Genomic DNA, 16346 nt, shown 5'->3' with positions numbered 1-16346 from the left:
GCGCGCTGAATCCGGGCGGTCCGTCGCGCGGGGGGCGTCCGCCGGGTGGATGCGGGTCACAGCTTTCCGCCGCGTTTCCCGTCGCGGCGCGCCGGCGCGATGAGCGTCGAGAGGTAGGGGAGCGGCTCCCCGTCGAGCTCGCCCGCAGGCCGGATCGACTCGTCATCGAGGCCGAGCGCCGAGCCCCAGACGGCGTCGTCGATCCGCCCGCTGTCCCGCAGTGCCTCGGCGACCTCCCGCGCCTGCCGCCCGAACTTGTACGCGACCACCGTGCCGGGCCCGTTCAGCGCGTCCTTGAGCACGGCGGCCCCGGCGGTCACCGGGACGAGCGTGAGCGGCTCGGTCCCCTCGGTGAGAACGGCCCCCGACCGCGCGGCGAGGTCCTGCATGGCGGTGATGCCGGGCACGGTCTCCACGACCGTGCCGGGAACCAGCTCCGCGATGGTGTGGGCGAGATACGTGAACGTCGAGTACACGTTGGGGTCGCCGATGGTGGCGAAGGCGACCGTGCCGTGCCGGCCGAGAAGGCCCGCGACCCGTGCGCCGGCGGCGTCCCAGGCGGCCTCGCGCCGCCCCCGGTCGCTCCGCTCGTTGAGCGCGAACACCACCCGGACGACCTTCTCCTCGGGCACGTAGTGCAGGACGGTCGCCTCGGCCCGCCCCCGCTCGCCGCCGTCCTTCCCGTCCGGCGCAGCCATGACGGGGACGACGACGACCTCGGCCGCGCGCAGGGCGTTGACGCCCTTGACGGTCACCAGCTCCGGGTCGCCGGGACCGACCCCGACTCCGATCAGCTTGCTGCTCATGACGTCAGGCACCTCTCGACGAACCGACGGGCCACACCGGGCTCGGACGCCCAGTGCGTGTGCAGATAACTCGCGTGCACGCCGTGCTGCACGAAACCTTCGACGCGCCGCTCGGGGGCGCGCACTCCCCAGGCGGGAGCCGCCCCGGCGCCGGGCTCCACGACCGTCCGGTGGAACTCGTGCCCGCGCATCCGGGTACCGGCCGCGGCCAGCGCGCTGTCGCTCAGGGCCACGGCGTCCCGGTAGCCGAGGGTGAGCCGCTCGTCCATCCGGGCCACGGCGTCGATCACCCCGCACATGGGCCGCCCGTCGAGCTCCCGCGCCAGATACAGCAGTCCGGCACACTCGGCCGCCACCGGCGCCCCGCCGAAGGCCAGTTCCGCGACGGCCTTGCGCAACGGCTCGTTGGCGGACAGCTCGGGCCCGTACACCTCGGGGAACCCGCCGCCGATGACCAACCCGCCGGTCCCTTCAGGTAGTTGCTCGTCCCGGAGCGGGTCGAAGGTGACGACCTCGGCCCCGGCGGCGGTGAGCAGCTCGGCGTGCTCGGCGTACGAGAAGGTGAACGCCGGGCCACCGGCGACGGCAACTCTCCTCACCCCGGACGGAGTTCGGTCCGCCGGCCCGCCGTGCCCTCGATGACGGGCCGGGCCGGGTCCCGGGGATGCCGCCACGGCGGAGGGGGAGGGGGGCGGCACGGGCGAGGCGGGAGACGCCCCGGCCGCGGCCGAGGAGGGAGCCGCGTCGGCTCCGCCCGGGGGACGCACCGCCTCGGCCGCGTCCCAGGCCGGACCCGACAGCTCGCCCGCGCCGCGCGCCAGCGCGAACAGCGCGTCCAGATCGCACCCGGCCCGCACCTGCTCGGCCATCGCGGCGACCGCCTCGACCGCTTCCGAACGCCGTTCGGCGACCGGTACCAGCCCCAGATGGCGCGACGGCGTACCGACCTGCGGAGCCCGCCGCAGCACGCCGAGTACCGGTACCCCGGACGCGTCCAGCGCCTCGCGGAGCATGGCCTCGTGCCGCTCGGACCCCACCTTGTTGAGGATGACCCCCGCGACCCGCACCGCGGGGTCCCAGGAGGCGAACCCGTGCACCAGCGCGGCCACGGACCGCGACTGCGAGGACGCGTCGACGACCAGCACCACCGGTGCCCGCAGCAGCTTCGCCACATGTGCCGTGGACGCGAGTTCGCCCTCGCCCGCGGCCCCGTCGTACAGCCCCATCACGCCCTCGACGACCGCGAGATCGCAGCCGCGCGCCCCGTGCGCGAACAGCGGCCCGATCAACTCGGCGCCGCACAGGTACGCGTCGAGGTTCCGTCCCACGCGCCCGGTGGCGAGCGCGTGGTACCCGGGGTCGATGTAGTCGGGCCCCACCTTGTGCGGGGACACGGCGAGCCCCCGCGAGGCGAAGGCCGCCATCAGCCCCGTGGCGACGGTGGTCTTGCCGCTGCCCGAGGAGGGTGCGGCGATGACCAGCCGGGGAACGGAGGACGTCACCACTCGATGCCCCTCTGCCCCTTCTGGCCGGCGTCCATCGGATGCTTGACCTTGGACATGTCGGTCACGAGATCGGCGAAGTCGACCAGCTTCTCAGGGGCGTTGCGCCCTGTGATCACGACGTGCTGGGTGCCAGGACGGTCCCGCAGCACCGCCACGACCTCGTCCGTGTCGATCCATCCCCAGTGCATCGGGTACGCGAACTCGTCGAGCACGTACAGCTTGTACGTCTCGGCGGCGAGGTCGCGCTTGACCTGCTCCCAGCCCTCGCGGGCCTTCTCCTCGTTGTCCATCTGCGCGTCGCGCTGGACCCAGGACCAGCCCTCGCCCATCTTGTGCCAGTCGACGGACCCGCCCTCGGCGGAGGCGCCGAGCACGCGCAGCGCGTTCTCCTCGCCGACCTTCCACTTCGCCGACTTGACGAACTGGAACACCCCGATGGGCCACCCCTGGTTCCAGGCGCGCAGCGCCAGCCCGAACGCGGCCGTCGACTTGCCCTTGCCGATCCCCGTGTGCACGACGACCAGCGGCCGGTTACGACGCTGACGGGTCGTCAGACCGTCCTCCGGTACGACACTCGGCTGTCCCTGCGGCACTACGCGGCCCTCCTCGAAGTTCCCTGCACGTCCCGGACGAGCCCGGCGATGGAATCGGCCCGCAGCTCGTCCAGTGTCACCGGCGTGCCGCCCAGTTCCCCCGCGAGCTGCCCCGCGAGCCCGAGCCGTACCGGCCCCGTCTCGCAGTCGACGACCACCGAGGCGACCCCGGCGGCCGCGAACAGCCGCGCGGCGCGCCCCGCCGTGGCGACCGGCTCCGGCCCGCCCGTGGCCCGCCCGTCGGTCACGACGACGACCAGCGGCCGCCGGGCGGCGTCCCGCAGCCGCTCGACCCGCAGCACGTCGTGGGCCCGCAGCAGCCCGGCCGCGAGCGGCGTCCGGCCGCCCGTGGGCAGCGACTCCAGCCGGGCCGCGGCCGCGTCCACCGAGGAGGTGGGCGGCAGCGCGACCTCGGCGGCCGACCCGCGGAAGGTCACCAGACCCACCTTGTCCCGCCGCTGGTACGCGTCGAGCAGCAGCGACAGCACGGCGCCCTTGACGGCGCCCATCCGCTGCCGCGCCGCCATCGACCCGGAGGCGTCCACGACGAAGAGGACGAGGTTGCCCTCACGGCCCTCGCGCGTCGCCTGCCGCAGATCGTCCCGCCGTACGACGAGTCCCCGGCCCGACCGCCCGCGCGCCAGCTGATGCGGGGCGGCGGCCTGCACCGTCGCCGCCAGGTGCAGCTTGGTGAGGGCCCCGCGGGGCCGCCGCGACCCGGTGGTGCGCCCGTGCTCGGTCCGAGCCCGCGAACGCCGTCCGGCCGCGCCCTCACCGATCCCGGGAACGCTCAGCACCTTGGTACGGAAGGGCTCGGCGGCCCGTACGGGAGACTGCTCGCCGCCCTGCCCCCCCGGTGCCTGCCCGCTGTCCGACGGCTCGCCCTGCGCGGGCACGTCACCGGCCGGGGAGCCGTCGTCCGGCCCGTCCTGCGGAGGCTGCCCGCCGCCTCCCGGCCCGTCCGGATCCGGGTCCGGCTCGTCGTCCTCCGAGCCGCCGTCCGAGCCCCCGAACTCCTCCAGCGTCTCGTCGAGCTTGTCCTCGTCGATCCCGGGCGCGTCGAAGGGGTTGCGGCGGCGCCGGTGCGGCAGCGCGAGCAGCGCCGCCTGCCGCACGTCCTCGGCGATCACCTCGGTGCGTCCCGCCCACGCGGCGAGCGCGGTCGCGGTCCGCGCCATCACGATGTCGGCGCGCATGCCGTCCACCTCGAAGGCCGCGCAGGTCGCCGCGATCTGCCGCAGCGGCCCGTCACCGAGCCGTACGGAGGGCAGCAGCGCGCGGGCCGCCACGATCCGGGCCCGCACGGCGGCCTCCTCGTCGGCCCAGCGCGCCGCGAAGGCGGCCGGGTCGTCGTCGTGGGCGAGCCTGCGCCGGACGACCTCGACCCGCTGGTCCGGCTCCCGCGAGGCCGCGACCTCGACGGTCAGCCCGAACCGGTCGAGCAACTGCGGCCGCAGCTCGCCCTCTTCGGGGTTCATCGTCCCGACGAGCAGGAACCGGGCCGCATGCCGTACGGAGACACCCTCGCGCTCGACGTACGAGGCACCCATCGCGGCCGCGTCCAGCAGCAGGTCCACCAAGTGGTCGTGCAGCAGGTTCACTTCGTCGACGTAGAGGATCCCGCGGTGGGCGTCGGCGAGCAGGCCCGGCTCGAAGGCCTTCACGCCCTCGGCGAGCGCCCGCTCGATGTCGAGCGCGCCCACCAACCGGTCCTCGGACGCGCCGACGGGCAACTCGACCATACGGGCGGGGCGTTGCGTGCCGCTCGCCGCCTCGTGCGGCCCGTCCGGGCACGCGGGGTCGGGAGCGGCCGGATCGCACGAGAACCGGCACCCGGGAACGACGGCCACTTCCGGCAGCAGTGCCGAAAGGGCGCGCACCGCCGTCGACTTGGCGGTGCCCTTCTCGCCGCGCACGAGGACTCCGCCGACCGCCGGACTGACGGCGTTCAGCAACAGCGCGAGCCGCAGGTCGTCCTGGCCGACAACGGCCGTGAACGGGAACGGGGTACTCACTGGTCGTCGCCCTCCAAGTCGCCTTCGAGCTCCAGATAGGTGGCACGCAGCCGCTCCAGCGTCTCCGCGTCCGGCTCCGCCCACAGCCCGCGGTCCGCTGCCTCCAGCAGCCGTTCCGTGATGCCGCGCAGGGCCCAGGGGTTGGACTTGCGCATGAACTCCTGGTTCTCCGGCGAGAACACGTACTCGGAGGCCAACTTCTCGTACATCCAGTCGTCCACGACCCCGGCCGTGGCGTCGTAGCCGAAGAGGTAGTCGACGGTCGCCGCCATCTCGAAGGCGCCCTTGTAGCCGTGCCGGCGCATCGCGGCCATCCAGCGCGGGTTGACCACCCGGGCGCGGAACACGCGGTGCGTCTCCTCGCCCAGCGTGCGCGTCTTCACCTGGTCCGGTACGGCGGAGTCGCCCACGTACGCCTCGGGGCTGGCCCCCGTCAGATGCCGCACCATGGCGACCATGCCGCCGTGGTACTGGAAGTAGTCGTCGGCGTCGACGAGGTCGTGCTCGCGGGTGTCGACGTTCTTCGCCGCGACCGCGATGCGCCTGAACGCCGTCTCCATGTCCCCGCGCGCCGCCCGCCCGTCGAGCCCGCGTCCGTAGGCGTAGCCGCCCCACACCGCGTACACCTCGGCGAGGTCGGCGTCCGAGCGCCAGTTGCGGGCGTCGATCAGCGGCAGCAGACCCGCGCCGTACGCGCCGGGCTTGGAGCCGAAGATACGGGCGGTCGCGCGCCGCCGGTCGCCGTGCTCGGCGGTGTCCTCGTCGGCGTGCTTGCGCACGTAGTTCCGGTCGGCGGGCTCGTCCAGCTCGGCGACCGCGCGCACCGCGTCGTCGAGCAGACCGACGACGTGCGGGAACGCGTCCCGGAAGAAGCCCGAGATGCGGACCGTGACGTCGATGCGCGGGCGGCCGAGCTCGTCGAGCGGGACGACCTCGAAGCCGGTCACGCGCCGCGACGCGTCGTCCCACACCGGGCGGCAGCCGAGCAGCGCGAGGATCTCCGCGATGTCGTCGCCCTGGGTGCGCATGGCGGACGTGCCCCAGACCGTCAGTCCCACGGACGTCGGGTAGGCGCCCGTGTCCTGCAGATACCGCTGCACGAGGGAGTCCGCCAGCGACTGGCCGACCTCCCAACTGAGCCGGGACGGAATGGCCTTGGGGTCGACCGAGTAGAAGTTGCGGCCGGTCGGCAGGACGTTGACGAGCCCGCGCGTCGGCGAGCCCGACGGACCCGCCGGGACGTAACCGCCGTTCAGCGCCTTGAGGATGTGCCCGATCTCGTCCGTCGTCCGGGCGAGCCGCGGCACGACCTCGCGGCAGGCGAACTCCAGCACCGCGACGGCGTCGGGGAGTTCGACGCCCAGCACCTCGCGCACGAGCGCCGGGACGGCGGCCGCGTCCCAGCCGCGCTCCTCCAGGCCGAGCGCCGCCCGGCGGCACAGCTGCTCCAGCAGGTCGATCGCGTCGGCCGCCGTGCGGGACGGGCCCTCGACGAGGTCCGTCAGCTCGACGGGCGCCTTCACCGGAGCGCCCGGCTCGGCGAGCAACTCCTTCTCCACCAGGCCGAAGTACTCGGCCAGGCAGGCGCGCAGACCGGGCAGCGCGTTCGCCGTGCCGCCCCACACCTGCGAGGCGCGCAGCACGGCCAGCACCAGGTTCACCCGCGGCTCGGCCTCCGGACCGCCGCCCAGGATGTGCAGGCCGTCGCGGATCTGCACGTCCTTGATCTCGCACAGATAGCCGTCGATGTGCATCACGAACGAGTCGAAGTCGCCGTCGTCCGGCTGCTCGTCGACGTGCAGGTCGTGATGCAGCTCGGCCGCCTTGACCAGCGTCCAGATCTGCGCGCGGACCGCCGGGGCCTTCGTCGGGTCCAGGTCGGAGACGAGCGCGTACTCGTCGAGGAGCTGCTCCAGCTTCGCGAGGTCCCCGTAGGTGTCCGCGCGCGCCATCGGCGGAACGAGGTGGTCGACGACGGTGGCGTGCCCGCGCCGCTTGGCCTGCGTGCCCTCGCCGGGGTCGTTGACGATGAACGGGTAGACCAGGGGGAGTTCGCCGAGGACGGCGTCGGGGGCGCAGCCGCCGCTGAGCCCGAGTCCCTTGCCCGGCAGCCACTCCATCGTGCCGTGCTTGCCCATGTGCACCACGGCGTCCGCGCCGAAACTGTTCTCCAGCCAGCGGTAGGCCGCCATGTAGTGGTGCGAGGGCGGCATGTCCGGGTCGTGGTAGATCGCGATCGGGTTCTCGCCGAAGCCGCGCGGCGGCTGGATCATCACGACGACGTTCCCGAACTCCAGGCAGGCGAGCACGATGTCGTCGCCGTCGACGTAGAGGGAGCCCGGCGGCTCGCCCCAGGCCTCCAGCATGCCCGCGCGCAGCGCGGGGTCGAGCGTGTCGAACCAGGCCCGGTAGTCGGCGAGCGGCACCCGGGCCGGAGCGGCGGCGAGCTGCTCCTCGGTCAGCCACTCGACGTCGTGACCGCCGGCCGCGATGAGCCGGTGGATCAACTCGTCGCCGTTGTCGGGATATTCGGTGAGGGCGTAGCCCGCGTCCCGCAGCGCGTCGAGCACCCTTACGGCGGAGGCGGGTGTGTCGAGGCCGACCGCGTTGCCGACCCGCGAGTGCTTGGTCGGGTAGGCGGTGAAGACGATCCCGAGCTTTTTCTCCGCGTTCGGCTTGTGCTTCAACAGGGCGTGGCGCAGGGCGATTCCGGCGACACGCGCGGCCCGCTCGGGGTCGGCGACGTACACCGGGACATCGTCCGGGCCCTGCTCCTTGAAGGAGAACGGCACGGTGACGATCCGGCCGTCGAACTCCGGGATCGCGACCTGCATCGCCGCGTCCATGGGGGACAGGGCCGCGTCCGAAGCGTCCCAGGCACTCTTCGACGAGGTCAGACAGAGCCCCTGGAGCACCGGGATGTCGAGGTCGGCGAGCGCCCCGATGTCCCAGGCCTCCTCGTCGCCGCCCGCGGACGCCTCCGAGGCGTGCGTGCCGCCCGCCGCGAGGACCGTGGCGACGAGCGTGTCGGCCCGGCCCAGGATCTCGTACAGGCCCGGGTCCGCGCCGCGCAGCGAACCGCAGTACACGGGAAGGGCGTTGGCGCCGCGCGCCTCGATCGCGTCGCACAGTGTGTCCACGAACGCGGTGTTCCCGGACAGCTCGTGCGCGCGGTAGAACAGCACACCGACGGTCGGGCGGCCCTCGACGAAGGCGCGCTCGCCGTGGACGCCGAACTCCGCGGTCTTGTGCGGCTCCTCGAAGCCCTCACCCGTCAGCAGCACGGTGTCCGAGAGGAAGCGGGCCAGCTCGGCCAGGTTGGCGGGACCGCCTTCGACGAGATAGCGCAGCGCCTCCGCCACCACACCCGCGGGCACCGACGACTCGGCCATCAGCTCGGCGTCGGGGACGGACTCGCCGCCGAGCAGCACGGTCGGGATACCGGACGCCTTCAGGAAGGCCAGCCCGTCCTCCCAGGCCCGCTTGCCTCCCAGCAGCCGTACGACGGCGACGTCCGCGCCCTCGACGAGCGCGGGGAGTTCGCCCGCGACGTCCACCCGGGTCGGATTGCCGATCCGGTAGGCGGTTCCACCGGCGCGGGCGGCCAGCAGATCCGTGTCGGCGGTCGACAACAACAACACTGTGCTCATGCGGGTGCTCCCGGTGGAATGAAGGGCAGTCCTTGCGGCGCGCCGGACTCGATGAGCCGCCACAGCGCGTCCGTGTCCGCGTGTTCCTCGATCAGGTCGCCGAGCCGGTCCAGCTGCTCCTCGCGCAGCGCCGCGAACGACGTGTCGGCCGCCGGCACGAAGCGGCGGCCCGCGGCGGCGGCCACCTCGCGCAGGAAGGCCCGCCGGAATCCGTCCGACTCGAGTGATCCGTGCCAGTGCGTGCCCCAGACGGAGCCGACCCGGCACCCGTCCAGGCTGTTTCCGTCGTCATCGCACATGAACGCGTCGCCGCCGCTCACGTCGGCGACACCGTGATGGATCTCGTAGCCCTCGACGTGTTCGCCGAGAGCCTGGCCGACCGGCCGTGTCAGCGTCTTCTCCCGCGCGAACCGCACGCGGACGGGCAGCAGTCCGAGCCCCTCGACGTGACCGGCGCGCGACTCGACCTCGTCCTCGATGTGCTGTCCGAGGATCTGGTAGCCACCGCAGATGCCGAGCACGGGACGCCCCTCGGCGGCCCGGCGCGCGATCGCGTCCGCGAGGCCGCGCTCGCGCAGCCACTGGAGCGCCTTCACCGTGCCCCGGGTCCCGGGCACGACGACCAGGTCCGCGTCGGCCAGTTCCTCGGCCCGGTCCACGAACCGCACGACGACGCCGGGTTCGGCCGCCAGCGCGTCGGCGTCGGTGAAGTTGGACATCAGCGGGATCGCGCAGACGGCCACCCGCAGGATGTCCGCGCCGACGGGGGAGGAGACCGCCGACTCCCGGACCGCCCCGCGCAGCGAGACCCTCAGTCCGTCCTCCTCGTCGATGCCCAGACCGTGCTGGAAGGGCAGGACGCCGTAGGTGCGCCGCCCGGTGAGGCCGTGCAGCATGTCGAGCCCGGGCTCCAGCAGGCTGACGTCACCCCGGAACTTGTTGACGAGGAACCCGGCGACGAGCGCCTGGTCCTCGGGGGCCAGCAGCGCGACCGTCCCGAAGAACGAGGCGAACACACCGCCCCGGTCGATGTCACCGACGACGAGCACCGGAAGCCCCGCGTTGCGCGCCACTCCCATGTTCACGATGTCGGTGCGCCGCAGATTGATCTCGGCCGGACTGCCGGCTCCCTCACAGATCACCGCGTCATACGTGCCCCGCAACTGAGCCAGACAGTCGAGGACGGTGCCGAGGAGTGCTTCCTGACGCCCTCCGCGCAGCCGTTCCCCGCTCGGTCCGGCGCCCGACAGCGGCTCCCCGGCGGGTCCGGACGCCCCGAAGAACCCGCGCGCGCTCATCTCGCCGACCGGCCTGCCCATCAGGACGACCTGGCTGGTGCGGTCGCTGCCCGGCTTGAGCAGCACCGGATTCATCAGCGCGGTCGGTTCCACGCGGGCGGCCTGCGCCTGCATGGCCTGCGCCCGCCCGATCTCGGCGCCCTCGCGCGTCACGAACGAGTTGAGGGACATGTTCTGCGCCTTGAACGGCGCGACCTTGACGCCCTGGCGCACCAGCCACCGGCAGATCCCGGCGGTCACCACGCTCTTGCCCGCGTCCGAGGTGGTCCCGGCGATCAGCAGCCCGCCGCTCATGCGGTGCGCCCCTTCCTGGTGAGCCGAGCCGTGAGCAGCACCCGTCCGGCGGCGCTCACGCCGAGCGCGAGCCAGCCGACGCGCCGGGAGAGCCGTACGGCCCGTTCGATGTCATGGGTGTGGACGGCGCGCCCCGCGGCATTGAGCACGGGCCGGTGCTCGACGCGTCCCCCGTACGAGAGGGTGCCGCCGAGCCGTACGCCGAGCGTGCCCGCGAAGGAGGCCTCCACGGGCCCGGCGTTGGGGCTCGGATGCTTGCGGGCGTCCGCGCGCCAGGCGCGCACGGCCCCGCCCGGGTCGGAACCGGCCACGGCCGCGAGGACGGCGGTCAGCCTGGCTCCGGGCCAGCCGGCGACGTCGTCGAGCCGGGCCGAGGCCCAGCCGTAACGCCGGTGCCTGGGGGACTTGTGCCCGACCATGGCGTCGAGCGTGTTCACGGCGCGGAAGGCGACGAGTCCGGGCACACCGGCGACGGCGCCCCAGACCAGGGCACCGACGACGGCGTCCGACGTGTTCTCGGCGACGGACTCGACGACGGCCCGCGCGATCCCGTCGGCGTCGAGCGCCTGCGGATCGCGGCCGCACAGATGCGGCAGCCGCTCCCGGGCCGCGTCGATGTCACCGGCCGCGAGCGCGCCGCCGATCGCCCGCGCCTCGCGGCCGAGGGAGGTTCCTCCGACGACGGTCCAGGTGGCGGCGGCGGTCAGCGCGACGGAAGCGGTGCGTGAGGTACGTACGGAACGACTGGCGAGCGCGGCGAGTCCGGTGGCACCGCCCACGCAGACAGCCGTGTGCAGCGCACCCCACCCGCGGTGGTCGCGCCACAGGGTCCGCTCCACGGACGCGGCGGCCCGCCCGAACGCGGCGACCGGATGCCCACGGCGGGGATCGCCGAGCAGCAGGTCGCCGAGGAGGCCGGCGGCGGCGCCGTACGCGAAGACGCGATCGGCACGCACGGGGTCAGCCCGCGATCGGGTGGAGTGGAACCCTCGTACTCAGCGGATCGGGCAACGGGCAGCCGCGCATGGCGATATGTCCTCACTCAGGGTGTCCACGCCCTGGTTCGACGAGACCGGCGGTGAGAGTTCCTGGCTCCCGGGGAGTTACTTCCCCGATGACAGTGGCGGGACCGCGCCGGATTCGCACCGGCTTCCTCTCATGCCGCCGTACTTGGCTCCGGCAGTCCACCACGGGGTGAGAACGGCCGTCAACTGGCTGTTGACCTGCGGGGGGACAGTGTGCGCAGGCCCACATACGCGTGGGGTGCGGGACGGTGATCCGTCCCGCACCCCACGCGCGGTACCGCTCGGCGCAACCCTGTTTCGGGCCGCTTGTGCCGGGTTACTTGGTGATGATCAGGGAGATGCCGTACGCCACCGCCGCGGCGCAGGCCGCGAAGCAGACGTACGCGCCGGTGGCCGCCGCGACCGCGGAACCACCCTGGGCCGACTCCTTCTTGGAGAGGCCGGCGACACCGAGGGTGAAGAGGGCGACGAGGCCCACGGTCACTCCGAGACTGACCCCGAAGACGGACCCGAGGGCTGACCAGTCGATGTTCATGCTGTTTCTTCCTTCGGTTCTCAGGCCACGGGGGACGGCGCGGACGGGCTCGCCGTGGGTTCGGCGGGAGCCGGGATGGTGGCCGTGAGCTCCTCGGCCACGGTGCCGGCCGGGGGCGGGGTGACGGCGGCGATGGCCGTGGTCACCACACCGGCGGGCTCTTCGGCGTCGTTCACGTTGTTGTGGTCGATCACCTCGCGGCGCGAGCGGCGCCAGATCGCGAGGCTGGACGCGACCAGGAAGACGGCGACGAGTGCGGTGCCCCAGGCGCCGAATCCGGTCACCCACTCGGCGAGCGCGCCGACCAGGGCGGCGGCGGGCAGCGTGAGGACCCAGGCGACGACCATCCGCTTGGCGGTGGACCAGCGGACCACACCGCCCTTGCGGCCGAGGCCGGCGCCCATCACGGAACCGGAGACCGAGTGCGTGGTGGAGAGGGAGAAGCCGATGTGCGAGGAGGCGAGGATGACCGTGGCCGCGCTGGTCTGGGCGGCGAAGCCCTGCTGCGGCCGGAGGTCGGTCAGGCCCTTGCCCATCGTGCGGATGATGCGCCAGCCGCCCAGGTAGGTGCCGAGCGCGATGGCGAGACCGGCGGACAGGATGACCCAGACCGGCGGGTTGGAGTCCGGAGCGACGGCGCCACCCGCGACCAGGGCCAGGGTGATGATGCCCATCGTCTTCTGCGCGTCGTTGGTGCCGTGGGCCAGCGAGACCAGGCCCGCGGAGGCTATCTGGCCGGCGCGGTAGCCCTTCTTGGTCGCCTTGGTCTCGGCGTCACCACTGAGCTTGTACGACAGCCGGGTCGCGAACATCGCGGCGAGGCCGGCGACGATCGGGGCCGCGACCGCGGGCAGGAGCACCTTGCCGACCAGGACGTCCCCGTGCACGGCGCCGGTACCGGCGGAGGCGATGGTGGCGCCGACCAGGCCGCCCATGAGGGCGTGCGAGGAACTGGACGGGAGTCCGACGAGCCAGGTCACCAGGTTCCAGAGGATCGCGCCGACGAGCGCGGCGAAGATCACCTCCGGCTTGATCCCGGATTCGTCGACGAGGCCCTTGGAGATCGTGTTGGCGACCTCCACCGAGAGGAAGGCGCCGACAAGGTTGAGCGCGGCGGACATGGCCACCGCGACCTTGGGCTTGAGTGCGCCGGTCGAGATGGTGGTGGCCATCGCGTTGGCGGTGTCGTGGAAACCGTTCGTGAAATCGAACACGAGAGCGGTGACGATCACGATTCCGAGGAGGAGCGTGATGTGTTCCATTTACCCAGGCTTCTGTTGGACGTCAGTGGCAGGTGGACCGTAGGCAACCTGGATGAACGGAAGATGAACTGAGTCGGGCATTGGAGTGTCTTGAATGGTGAATCGCCCCTCCGCTTGCATCGGAGGGGCGGGCCTGCGGGTTCGAACGGATACGGAATCTCTTGTTCCGCTTGGGGTGCTACCCCAGGGCGAGTCGCTTGAGCCCGGCCGGGGATCCGTTGAAGAGATTCTGGTCACCCGGCAGGCTGCCGCTGTTGTCGTACTGCCAGAAGGTCCAGGCGGACCATCCGGCGGGAAGCGCTCCGGTGCCCGCCGAGTCGTAGCGGGCCAGCCACAGTGTGTGATCCGCGGCAAATGTCCGGCTGGAGCCGGTGCAGGTGTTCCACCAGCGCGTTGTGGTGTAGATCACAGGGCGGCGGCCGGTCTCGCGGCGGATCTCGTCACTGAAGGCCCTGATCCAGTGCACCATTCCGGCCTTGCTGAGGCCGTAGCACTTGCTCCTGCCGTACGGGTTGTACTCGACGTCCAGTGCGGGCGGCAGCGTCCAGCCGTCCGCGCGCCACGCCCCGCCGTTGTGTACGAAGTACGCGGCCTGCGCGGCGCCTGAGGACTGGTTCGGCACCGCGAAGTGATAGGCGCCGTGCAGGATTCCCGCGTCGCGCGCGCCGTCGTACTGCCGGGCGAAGTAGGGGTTGCGGTAGGTGATGGACTCGGTCGCCTTCACGTAGACGAATCGCGCGCCTCTCGCCTTCGCGCTCGGCCAGTCCACGTTCTTCTGGTGAGAGGAGACGTCGTGGCCCTTGGCGTTGCCCGCGGCCTCGGCCGGGACGGCGGTGAGGCCGGCGCCCCCCAGGGCGAGCGTCGCCGCGACGGCGGTCGCGGCCACGAGGGCGCGACGACGGAACGGTTTGTGATCACGGGCCACATTTCCCCCCGGAAATGGCGACGTGTGCGACAAATCCCCCAGAGGCTACGGGAAGATCCCGCGCCGCCCGTCGGTCCCCGGCCATTCGCCGACGAGGGGGATATGTAGCTGTATGCACCCTTACGGAGGCTCGGCTTCCGGCCTAAGGTGCGCCCGCCCGGGGTGCGGCCTCGGCCGTGCCTGGCAGGATCGCGTCATGACGGAGCGGAACGGGGCCGCACGGGCCGCACGGGACGGGCGGGAGGGCCCACGGATGGCAGACGAACGCGACGAACGCGACGAGCGGGACGAGACGGCCGCGCGGGACGACGCGCGGGACGGCCTTCGGCGGGCCTGGGACGAACTCGTCGCGACGGCCCGCCGGACGGTCGCCGACGGGCTGGTCGTCGGTACCTCGGGCAACGTCTCGGTCCGTGTCGGCGACACCGTCCTGGTCACGCCCACGGGCGTGCCCTACGACCGGCTGACGCACGACGACCTCGTCGGCGTCGGCCTCGACGGCCGGCAGGTGCTCGGTTCGCTCCGCCCGACCAGCGAACTGCCGATGCACCTCGCGGTGTACCGCGTCACCGGAGCGCGGGCCGTCGTTCACACCCACGCCGCGCACGCGACGGCCGTCTCGACCCTCGTCCCCGAGCTCCCGCTGATCCACTACATGGCCGCGGACCTCGGTGGCCCGGTCCGCGTCGCCCCCTACGCGACCTACGGCACGCCGGAGTTGGCCGAGAACATGCTCCGGGCCCTGGCCGACCGCACCGCCTGCCTCCTCCAGAACCACGGCACCATCGCCTACGGGGCCTCGCTCAACCAGGCGTACGACCGCACGGCTCAGCTCGAATGGATGTGCCGCGTCTGGCTCCTCTCCTCCTCCGTCCCGGGCCTCGCGCCCGCCCTGCTCTCACCGGACCAGCTCCGGGAGGCGGGGGAGCGGCTGCGGGGGTACGGCCAGAAGCGGTAGTGCCCTGCCGGACGGCCCGCGGCAGGGGCGCCGGACGGCCCCCGCGGCAGGGGTCCGGTGGGCGACGGCCGTCACCCCTGGGGGCGCTCCCGCTGGCCGATGGCCGGGTCCCCCGGGAAACTGGTCGGGTGCGCACCCTAAGAGCCACGGCAGCGGCCGTCACCGTAGCCATTGCGGCAGGCGCGGCCTCCGTGGCGGCGGGCCGGTTCGCCAGCGACGCCGCGCTGAAGACGAGGCCCGGCAAGCCCCTGCCCACCGAGCCCCGGCTCACCGTGCACGCCACGACGGCGGGGAGCATCACCCTCACCCGGGCCCTCGCCTCCCGGCGCCCCGGAACCTACGGCCTGGCGGGCGACGGCTCCCACGGGGTCGTCGGACCCCTCCAGAACTCCGTCCCGCACACCGCCGACACCGTCGTACGCCGGCTGGAACGCGTCACGCACGGCTCCCTGGAACCCGGCGACAAGGTGTGGCTCACACCGAACCTGTACGTAGGAGACCCCGGGTCCGCCCTCGGACTGGAACACGCCGACGTCGACGTGCCCGGCGAACTCGGCGCCCTGCCCGCCTGGTTCGTGCCCGCCGTCCGCGACACCTGGATCATCACCGTGCACGGCCTGGGCGCCACCCGGGAACACCCCATGAACGTGATGGAGTTCCTGAACGGCCGGCACTTCCCCGTGCTCGACCTCGCCTACCGGGGCGACCTCGGGGCACCCCGGCCCCCGGACGGCCTGAACCACCTCGGCGAGACCGAGTGGCGCGACCTCGACGCGGCCATCCGGTACGCCGTGCGGTACGGCGCCGAGCGCGTCGTCCTGTACGGCTGGTCCACCGGCGCCACCATGGCGCTGCGCGCCGCCGCCCATTCCGCGCTGCGCGAGCGGATCTCGGGGATCGTCCTGGACTCGCCGGTCCTCGACTGGGAGGCCACGCTGCGGGCCCTCGCCGGAGCCCGGCACACGCCGAGTTTCCTGCTGCCTCTCGCGGTGCGTGCCGCCCAGGGCCGCACCGGCGTCCGCGGAGACCGCATCGCGCACGCCGCGCATCCCGCGCAGGTCAAGGTGCCGACCCTGCTGGTGCACGGCCCGGACGACACCATCGCCCCCTGGGGTCCCTCCCGCCACCTCGCCGCGAGCCGCCCCGACCTCGTCACCCTGCACACCGTCCCGAACGCCCCGCACGGCGCCATGTGGAACGCCGACCCGGCGACCTACGAAGAGGCCCTGCGCCGCTTCCTCACCCCGTTGATGTGATCCCCCTGATGTGACCCGTCCCCTGATCCAGGCCATCTCCCGGCCCCGGGCGATCCCGGCCCCGGGCCAGGCCTGATCCGGGCCAGGCCTGAGCCAAGCCAAGCCAGGCCTGAGCCAGGCCACGGCATTCGGCAGAGACGGCCGTGGCGTGGCGCGGCACGGAGACGGCCACGGCACGCCGTTGCCGCAGGTCGGCGCGCCCCCGCCGTACACGGGGCTCTCCC

General features: G+C 73.0%; 12 protein-coding genes and 1 riboswitch. Of the genes, 2 read left to right on the top strand and 10 right to left on the bottom strand.

Translation table 11 applies throughout. The annotated features are described in order from the left end of the window. Positions 1-56: 56 nt before the first annotated feature. The 10 genes from cobI to ACIQRL_RS00340 form a co-directional block, all read right to left on the bottom strand. On the bottom strand, positions 57-806 hold the full coding sequence (gene cobI, locus ACIQRL_RS00385) for a precorrin-2 C(20)-methyltransferase (protein WP_401325007.1): 750 nt from the start codon (positions 804-806) through the stop codon (positions 57-59). Then, on the bottom strand, positions 803-2311 hold the full coding sequence (locus ACIQRL_RS00380; RefSeq protein WP_401325004.1) for a cobyrinate a,c-diamide synthase: 1509 nt from the start codon (positions 2309-2311) through the stop codon (positions 803-805). Before ACIQRL_RS00380 ends, cobI begins: the two co-directional genes overlap by 4 nt. Then, positions 2305-2904: a cob(I)yrinic acid a,c-diamide adenosyltransferase gene (cobO, locus tag ACIQRL_RS00375; protein WP_401325002.1), complete on the bottom strand. Its 600-nt coding sequence runs from the start codon at positions 2902-2904 to the stop codon at positions 2305-2307. The genes ACIQRL_RS00380 and cobO overlap by 7 nt, the downstream gene beginning before the upstream one ends. Further along, positions 2904-4919, bottom strand: a complete 2016-nt coding sequence (locus tag ACIQRL_RS00370) for a putative cobaltochelatase (protein ID WP_401325000.1) — start codon at positions 4917-4919, stop codon at positions 2904-2906. The genes cobO and ACIQRL_RS00370 overlap by 1 nt, the downstream gene beginning before the upstream one ends. Further along, positions 4916-8569, bottom strand: coding sequence for a cobaltochelatase subunit CobN (cobN, locus tag ACIQRL_RS00365; RefSeq protein ID WP_401324997.1), 3654 nt, complete (start codon positions 8567-8569; stop codon positions 4916-4918). The genes ACIQRL_RS00370 and cobN overlap by 4 nt, the downstream gene beginning before the upstream one ends. Then, positions 8566-10161 carry a cobyric acid synthase gene (locus tag ACIQRL_RS00360; RefSeq protein WP_401324994.1) on the bottom strand — a complete coding sequence of 532 codons (1596 nt, stop codon included), beginning with the start codon at positions 10159-10161 and terminating at the stop codon, positions 8566-8568. The genes cobN and ACIQRL_RS00360 overlap by 4 nt, the downstream gene beginning before the upstream one ends. Next, the gene (locus ACIQRL_RS00355; RefSeq protein WP_401324992.1) at positions 10158-11117 is read right to left on the bottom strand and encodes a cobalamin biosynthesis protein; all 960 of its coding nucleotides are present in this window, start codon (positions 11115-11117) and stop codon (positions 10158-10160) included. Before ACIQRL_RS00355 ends, ACIQRL_RS00360 begins: the two co-directional genes overlap by 4 nt. Positions 11118-11222: 105 nt before the next feature. After that, a riboswitch (cobalamin riboswitch) is annotated at positions 11223-11366 on the bottom strand. Positions 11367-11502: 136 nt separating this feature from the next. Then, entirely contained in the window at positions 11503-11721 is a 219-nt protein-coding gene (locus tag ACIQRL_RS00350; protein ID WP_401324989.1) for a hypothetical protein, read from the bottom strand. A 20-nt stretch (positions 11722-11741) separates the two neighbouring features. Then, positions 11742-12983, bottom strand: coding sequence for an anion permease (locus ACIQRL_RS00345; protein WP_401324986.1), 1242 nt, complete (start codon positions 12981-12983; stop codon positions 11742-11744). 178 nt (positions 12984-13161) lie between these two features. After that, positions 13162-13908: a lysozyme gene (locus ACIQRL_RS00340; protein WP_401324983.1), complete on the bottom strand. Its 747-nt coding sequence runs from the start codon at positions 13906-13908 to the stop codon at positions 13162-13164. Between the two features lie 253 nt (positions 13909-14161). Between ACIQRL_RS00340 and ACIQRL_RS00335 the strand changes: the two genes are divergently transcribed. Together ACIQRL_RS00335 and ACIQRL_RS00330 are read left to right on the top strand one after the other, a co-directional pair. Then, positions 14162-14866 (top strand): class II aldolase/adducin family protein, encoded by a 705-nt coding sequence (locus tag ACIQRL_RS00335; protein ID WP_401324980.1) that lies wholly within the window; start codon positions 14162-14164, stop codon positions 14864-14866. Between the two features lie 128 nt (positions 14867-14994). After that, on the top strand, positions 14995-16122 hold the full coding sequence (locus tag ACIQRL_RS00330; RefSeq protein ID WP_401324977.1) for an alpha/beta hydrolase: 1128 nt from the start codon (positions 14995-14997) through the stop codon (positions 16120-16122). Positions 16123-16346 lie beyond the last annotated feature (224 nt).

The organism is Streptomyces sp. NPDC091209 (assembly GCF_044757755.1).
GTDB lineage: Bacteria > Actinomycetota > Actinomycetes > Streptomycetales > Streptomycetaceae > Streptomyces.
The sequence above is the reverse complement of the archived record's forward strand: the minus strand, read 5'-3'. Positions and strand labels throughout refer to the sequence as shown.

Coding starts and splice junctions, on each gene's coding strand:
- ACIQRL_RS00360 (WP_401324994.1), bottom strand. CDS start 10,161: ATGAGCGGCGGGCTGCTGATCGCCGGGACCACCTCGGACGCGGGCAAG.
- cobI (WP_401325007.1), bottom strand. CDS start 806: ATGAGCAGCAAGCTGATCGGAGTCGGGGTCGGTCCCGGCGACCCGGAG.
- ACIQRL_RS00350 (WP_401324989.1), bottom strand. CDS start 11,721: ATGAACATCGACTGGTCAGCCCTCGGGTCCGTCTTCGGGGTCAGTCTC.
- ACIQRL_RS00335 (WP_401324980.1), top strand. CDS start 14,162: ATGGCAGACGAACGCGACGAACGCGACGAGCGGGACGAGACGGCCGCG.
- cobN (WP_401324997.1), bottom strand. CDS start 8,569: ATGAGCACAGTGTTGTTGTTGTCGACCGCCGACACGGATCTGCTGGCC.
- ACIQRL_RS00345 (WP_401324986.1), bottom strand. CDS start 12,983: ATGGAACACATCACGCTCCTCCTCGGAATCGTGATCGTCACCGCTCTC.